Annotated in this window: 5 protein-coding genes and 1 pseudogene; 4 read left to right on the top strand and 2 right to left on the bottom strand. The window is 68.8% G+C overall.

Annotated features, from left to right (window positions below; translation table 11 throughout):
• Window positions 1–186: 186 nt before the first annotated feature.
• Complete coding sequence (locus ACFWGZ_RS38875; RefSeq protein WP_382456599.1) at window positions 187–735, bottom strand: DM13 domain-containing protein; 549 nt, start codon at window positions 733–735, stop codon at window positions 187–189.
• Window positions 736–1050: 315 nt separating this feature from the next.
• Here ACFWGZ_RS38875 and ACFWGZ_RS38880 point away from each other — a divergent pair, with 315 nt between their 5' ends.
• From ACFWGZ_RS38880 to ACFWGZ_RS38895, 4 genes and pseudogenes are all read left to right on the top strand, one after another.
• A complete protein-coding gene (locus tag ACFWGZ_RS38880) occupies window positions 1051–1446 on the top strand; it encodes a hypothetical protein (RefSeq protein ID WP_382456600.1) in 396 nt (131 codons plus the stop codon).
• Window positions 1447–2465: 1019 nt separating this feature from the next.
• The gene (gene leuA / locus ACFWGZ_RS38885; RefSeq protein ID WP_382456601.1) at window positions 2466–4256 is read left to right on the top strand and encodes a 2-isopropylmalate synthase; all 1791 of its coding nucleotides are present in this window, start codon (window positions 2466–2468) and stop codon (window positions 4254–4256) included.
• Window positions 4257–4435: 179 nt separating this feature from the next.
• Window positions 4436–4729 carry a hypothetical protein gene (locus ACFWGZ_RS38890; protein WP_382456602.1) on the top strand — a complete coding sequence of 98 codons (294 nt, stop codon included), beginning with the start codon at window positions 4436–4438 and terminating at the stop codon, window positions 4727–4729.
• Between the two features lie 82 nt (window positions 4730–4811).
• Window positions 4812–5231 (top strand): annotated as a pseudogene (locus ACFWGZ_RS38895) (DedA family protein); the annotation flags it as partial.
• Window positions 5232–5251: 20 nt separating this feature from the next.
• On the opposite strand, the gene ACFWGZ_RS38900 reads toward ACFWGZ_RS38895, so the two are convergent.
• Complete coding sequence (locus ACFWGZ_RS38900; protein WP_382456603.1) at window positions 5252–5833, bottom strand: TetR/AcrR family transcriptional regulator; 582 nt, start codon at window positions 5831–5833, stop codon at window positions 5252–5254.
• Window positions 5834–5890 lie beyond the last annotated feature (57 nt).

The following is a 5890-nucleotide window of genomic DNA, read 5'->3' on the forward strand; positions in this document are numbered from 1 at the left end:
GGCCCCAGGGAGAGTGGGAGCCGCATCACCGCCGTCGGAGGGCCCACCCAGTGAGCCGTGCTCCTCGCCGACGGGGCTTCCGCACGCCCGTCGACAAGGGACGATGTCGAGTTCTCTCCGTTTACGCTATGTGGTCTAGACCAGGAAAGTCAATAGTGCAAGAAGAGCACTCCGCACCGGGATGTTTCAGGCTTGTTCCAGCGGAGCTACGGCAAAGCCCGCAGAGAACCTCTGACACCAGATGACAACACTCCGAATGGAGGAAACATCGACTCCGGACGGAATCTCGTACACCTGGTCACCCCGGTTGCCCTTCAACTTGCCGAGGCTCGTGAAACGGTCGCCGAACGTTTTCTCCGGCGAGCTCGACGCGTGCGGCGAGAGGTAAACGTACAGGTCAGGACCATCACTGGTGTTCAAGCCGGCGAACTGCACCGAATGCCCGCCACCGGGTAACCGGATCAGGCTCGCCTTACCGGTGGTCGCGTGTTCGAGCGACCGCCACTCCCCCGCCGCCACCTCCTTCGGCGTTTCCACGACGGGCACCGGCGAACTCGAAGTAGTTGACTGAGTGGTCAACTGAGTAGTCGATCCAGTGGCCACCGGCGGCACGAGCAGAGCCTCGTTCGTTTCGCGAACGGTGAGCAGCCGCCAGGGCTGGAAGAGGTAGAGACCGACCCCCAGCGCGACGACCAGGAAAACTGAGGCGGGAATCAGGAATCGACGACTGCGCATACCGAAAATACTGGCCCAAACCGGACCGAAAAGAGCTTACGGAGTTGTTAGGGCCCCTACGTCTGCTGACCGCTCCGTCGCCGTTCACCTGCACGGGTGACGCTCCGACGTGGCACCCGACCACAACAGCGCTGGTGACAGGCCTTCCCGGCACCGCCCCGCAGCACCTCCCAGTGACGGCGATCACTCAACCACCCGCGCAGGGGCGCCGATAAGGCTTCAGGGCGAGCGTTCTCCGGCGCCGGTTCAACCCAGTAGCCTGCCCGGAGGCGTGATCGCCCGACTTCACCCCGTGAGCATCTGAGGAGGACTGCTGTGCGCGCACTGTGGGCAGCAGGTGGTTTCGCCGTGCTCGGGTCGGCACTGCTGGGCGTGCTGGTGGGCATGGCGTTCCACGGCGCGAGCCCCGAGGACCCGCAGAGCAGACCCCCGGCCTCCACCTGGGTCAGATCCACGACCAGCACCCAGCCGAGCACACCGGCGACCTCCACCCCCGCCAGCAGCACAACTCCGAGCGCGCCCGCCACCCCGGACAGCCCGGCGCCCAAGCCGAAGACGACCACCCCACCCCCGGCGGCGACGAACGAGACCCCACCCCCGGCAGCCCCTCCAGCGGCAACGACGACGACCACCCCGCCGTCCGACTGGTCGTGCAGCCCCCTGAACCCGCTCCCGCCACCCGCGTGCCGCGACCGGGGCACCGGCGAGTAGCCCCCTGACGGGCGCCGCGCAGGCTCGCGCAGGGGTCCCCTCGGGCTTCGGGTCCCCCGCGACCCAACCTAGCGACGAGGTCTGACAGAACAGTCGATCTTGGCGCCGCAGACACGACGTGAGCCTCCAGGCGACGCGAGCCGCCGCGTGACGCGAGCTGCCAGGGATCACGAGCCGTCGCACGACACGAGCCGCAAGGCGACACGAGTCGCCGCACGACACGAACTGCCAGGGACATGAGCCGTCAAGCGATGGGAAGCCCAGGCGAGCCGTCCGCGACACACCGGACAGCCGAGCCACCCCACGCGAGCGAAGCCGAAGGCAGCGATCACCGAACGCGAAGGCGAAGCCGAGCCCCCGAGGTGCGAAGCCGAAGGCGAGCCCAAGCGAAGGCGAAGCCGAGCAGTCCCGAGCACAGCGAGGCGCGGTGGTGGCTCCCCCGTCTAGCGCGACTCAGCACTCGCTGCATGCGAGGAGGGGTGTCAACTCGACACGCTTTTCGTCGAGTTGACACCCCTCCTCGCGTGTGGCCAGCTCCTGGTGCGGCTTGTGATGGGGCACCCACCGCAACGCAACCACCTACGCAACCGCCGGCCGCCCAACGAAACAGGCGTGCCATCAACCCGCCGAGGGCGCGGTGCCCCCGATCAGATTGCCGGGGGTTCGGGGGCAGAGCCCCTGAGGGAAAGCACGCAACGCAAGCCGGCCGCCCGCAAGGTGACCACCCGCCCGGCCGCATCAGCCCGGTAGCAACCCGCCCGGTGACCACCCGCCCGGCCTCATCCGCCCGGTGACCACGCGCCCCGCAACACCCGCACAACGACCACCCGTCCGGTCGCACAAGTCCCACGATCCGGTCCCCTGGTTCCATCCCGACCAAAAGTGTGGCTACTCTGTCGGACGTGTGGCGTTCCCTCCTGCTTCGCTGCCGTGACGGGGTCTGATCAGACCGGCCCCCCGTCGCGGGCTTCAGCGTTGCCGCCGGTCGTCTTCCACAACGACCCGCAGGAGCACAGAGCATGACCTCCTCCGACGCCTACACCTCGGGCACCAGCCGGATCCGCAAGCCGTCCCGCCCGGCCCCGGACGGCCAGCCGAACTGGAACACCCAGCTGGGCAGCAGCATGCCGTTCCACCGCTACCGCCCGTTCCACGAGGTGGTCGAGACCATCGACCTCCCGGACCGCACGTGGCCGACGAAGACGGCGACCAAGGCGCCGGCGTGGTGCGCGGTGGACCTGCGGGACGGCAACCAGGCGCTGATCGACCCGATGTCGCCCGCGCGCAAGCGGAAGATGTTCGACCTGCTGGTGCGCATGGGCTTCAAGGAGATCGAGGTCGGGTTCCCGGCCGCGTCCCAGACCGACTTCGACTTCGTCCGCGAGATCATCGAGGACGGCGCGGTCCCGGACGACGTGACGATCCAGGTCCTGACGCAGTGCCGTGAGGAGCTGATCTCGCGGACGTTCGAGTCGCTGCGCGGCGCGAACAAGGCGATCGTCCACTTCTACAACTCGACGTCGATCCTGCAGCGCCGCGTCGTCTTCCGCTCCGACCGCGACGGCATCAAGAAGATCGCCACGGACGCCGCGAAGTTCGCCAAGGAGCAGGAGAAGGACTACCCGGAGACCGACTTCCGCTACGAGTACTCCCCCGAGTCCTACACGGGCACGGAGCTCACGTACGCGCTGGAGGTCTGCAACGCGGTCACGGAGATCATCCGGCCGACGCCCGAGAAGCCGCTGATCATCAACCTGCCGGCCACCGTCGAGATGACCACGCCGAACGTCTACGCCGACTCGATCGAGTGGATGTCGCGCAACCTCGCGCAGCGCGACTCGATCATCCTGAGCCTGCACCCGCACAACGACCGCGGCACGGGTGTCGCCGCCGCCGAGCTGGGTTACCTGGCCGGCGCGGACCGCATCGAGGGCTGCCTGTTCGGCAACGGCGAGCGCACCGGCAACGTCTGCCTGGTCACGCTGGCCATGAACATGTTCAGCCAGGGCATCGACCCGCAGATCGACTTCAGCGACATCGACGAGGTCCGCCGCACGGTCGAGTACTGCAACCAGCTGCCGGTGCCCGAGCGCCACCCCTACGGCGGCGACCTGGTCTTCACCGCGTTCTCCGGCTCCCACCAGGACGCGATCAAGAAGGGCTTCGAGGCCCTCGAGGAAGACGCCAAGGACGCGGGCCAACACGTCGACGACTTCCCGTGGGAGGTCCCGTACCTGCCGATCGACCCGAAGGACGTCGGCCGCAACTACGAGGCCGTCATCCGGGTCAACTCGCAGTCCGGCAAGGGCGGCGTCGCGTACCTGATGAAGCAGGAGCACCACCTGGACCTGCCGCGGCGCCTGCAGATCGAGTTCTCGCGGGTGATCCAGGAGGTCACCGACACGCAGGGCGGCGAGATCAACCCGAAGGAGATGTGGGACGCCTTCGCGGAGGAGTACCTGCACGGCCGGGTGCCGCTGTACCTGCTGAAGCACCGGGCGACGTCGGACGGCAGCGGCCGCGAGGAGATCACCGCGACGCTGCTGATCGACGGCGACCAGCAGGAGATCACGGGTTCGGGCAACGGCCCGATCGCCGCGTTCGTCGACGCGCTCGCGTCCATCGGCTACGACGTGCGGGTGCTGGACTACGCCGAGCACGCGCTCTCCGCCGGTGACGACGCCCGCGCCGCCGCCTACGTCGAGTGCGCCGTGGGCGACCGCGTGCTGTGGGGCGTGGGCATCGACTCGAGCACGGTCGCGGCGTCGTTCCGCGCGATCGTCTCGGCGATCAACCGCGCCAACCGCTAGCGAGCCCGTCGGGAGGGCGCGTCACGGCACCGGTTGCCGCGGCGCGCCCTTTCCCGTTCGGGCACAACCGGACGCTCCCGCCGGGCGGGACGAGACGTAACGCGATCACGGTCGCGGGCGACAGCCTGATCGCTCGGGCGCACCTGCCCGGTGTGCGCGAATCGACGAAAGGCGGCTCGGTGTCCGAAGACCCTCACGCTGTTCCCTCCCCGGATCCGCAGGGCCCGTTCGCGCCCTACATCTCCAGGAGAACCGGTCCGGGCACGGGACCGGACTGGGCGCGGATGTGGCCGTCGGAGTCGTTGCGCCGGATCCGCGCCTCGGCCTCCGTGGAGGACGCGGGCGTGCAGGCGACGACCGAAGCGGTGATCCTGCTCCACTCGGTCCGCCGGCTGCTGATGTGGAACCTGGTTCTCCTGCCGTCGTTCGCGGCGGCCTCGCTGATCGCGCTGCTGATCGCCGTCATGATCTGACGATCCGGCGTGCATCCTGTGGTTGCGCTGAAGAAACACCCTGGCCGGGATTGTTCACCTCGGTCACGTACGTTCACCGGTCATGAGCGCCACAGCCAGCCTCGTCGTGCTGTTCCTGGTCGCCGTCGTGCCGCTGGCACCGACGGAGGCGGTGCTCATCGGCGCCGGAGTCCTGGCCGCGTCCGGTGAGGTTCCGCTGTACCTCGTGGTGCTCGTCGCCGCCGTCGGCTGCCTGCTCAGCGACATGGTCAACTTCACCGCGGGCAGGCGGATGGGTATGAGGGCGCTCGACAAGGTCAACAGGAACGCCAAGGCGCGGGCCATGGTCGTGTGGACCGCCGACCAGCTCGCGTCCAAGGGCGAGACGATCCTCATCGCGGCGCGGTTCCTGCCGGCCGGCGGCATCGTCGGCGCGTTGCTGGCGGGGGCGTTGAAGTGGCCCCTCAGGAGGTTCGTGCCGGTGGCGGCGATCGGGTCGGCGCTGTGGAGCCTCTACCCCGCGGCCGTCGGGTACATCGGCGGTCAGATCGTCGACGAGGCCTGGCTCGCGATGCTGTTGTCGTTCGGCGTGGCCACGCTCATCTCCATCCCGGTCGGCATGGCCATCCGGGCGCGCAACGCCAGCCGCACCCTCTCGTACGCCGAGGCGTCGTCGTAGAGGACGGCGAACCGGTCGGCCGCGGTCAGCAGGGCGTCCACCTCGAACGCCAGCTGCGCGTCGCCGCACAGGCGTTCCAGCAGGGAGAACCAGCGCAGGGTGAAGAGCATCAGCGCGTCGCGCACGCGGCCGGAGCGGGCCGCGAACTCCGAGCGCGTCACGACGAAGAAGCAGCCGCCGGGGAACACGCGGCGCTTCGAGTAGTCGAGCCAGCGGTCGGCCAGGTCGAGGACGGAGCCGCCGGCGACCACGACCTCGCGGGCGAAGATCTCCGCCGCCGCGTGCACCGTCGAGATCTGCAGCTCCTCCTTCGCGCCGAAGTGCGAGAAGACGCCGCTCTTGCTCATGCCGAGCTCGACCGCGAGCCGTCCGATCGTGACGCCCTCCAGGCCGTCGACCGAGGCGATCTCCGCGGCTCTCAACAGGATCGAGCCCCGACTGTCCATGCGGCCCAGCGCACCAGACGACCCTGGAGAAACGGCCGGGGCCACCTCGAAACGAGG

This window comes from Lentzea sp. NPDC060358, from assembly GCF_042725365.1.
Lineage (GTDB): Bacteria > Actinomycetota > Actinomycetes > Mycobacteriales > Pseudonocardiaceae > Lentzea.

Coding starts and splice junctions, on each gene's coding strand:
- ACFWGZ_RS38900 (WP_382456603.1), bottom strand. CDS start 5,833: ATGGACAGTCGGGGCTCGATCCTGTTGAGAGCCGCGGAGATCGCCTCG.
- leuA (WP_382456601.1), top strand. CDS start 2,466: ATGACCTCCTCCGACGCCTACACCTCGGGCACCAGCCGGATCCGCAAG.
- ACFWGZ_RS38875 (WP_382456599.1), bottom strand. CDS start 735: ATGCGCAGTCGTCGATTCCTGATTCCCGCCTCAGTTTTCCTGGTCGTC.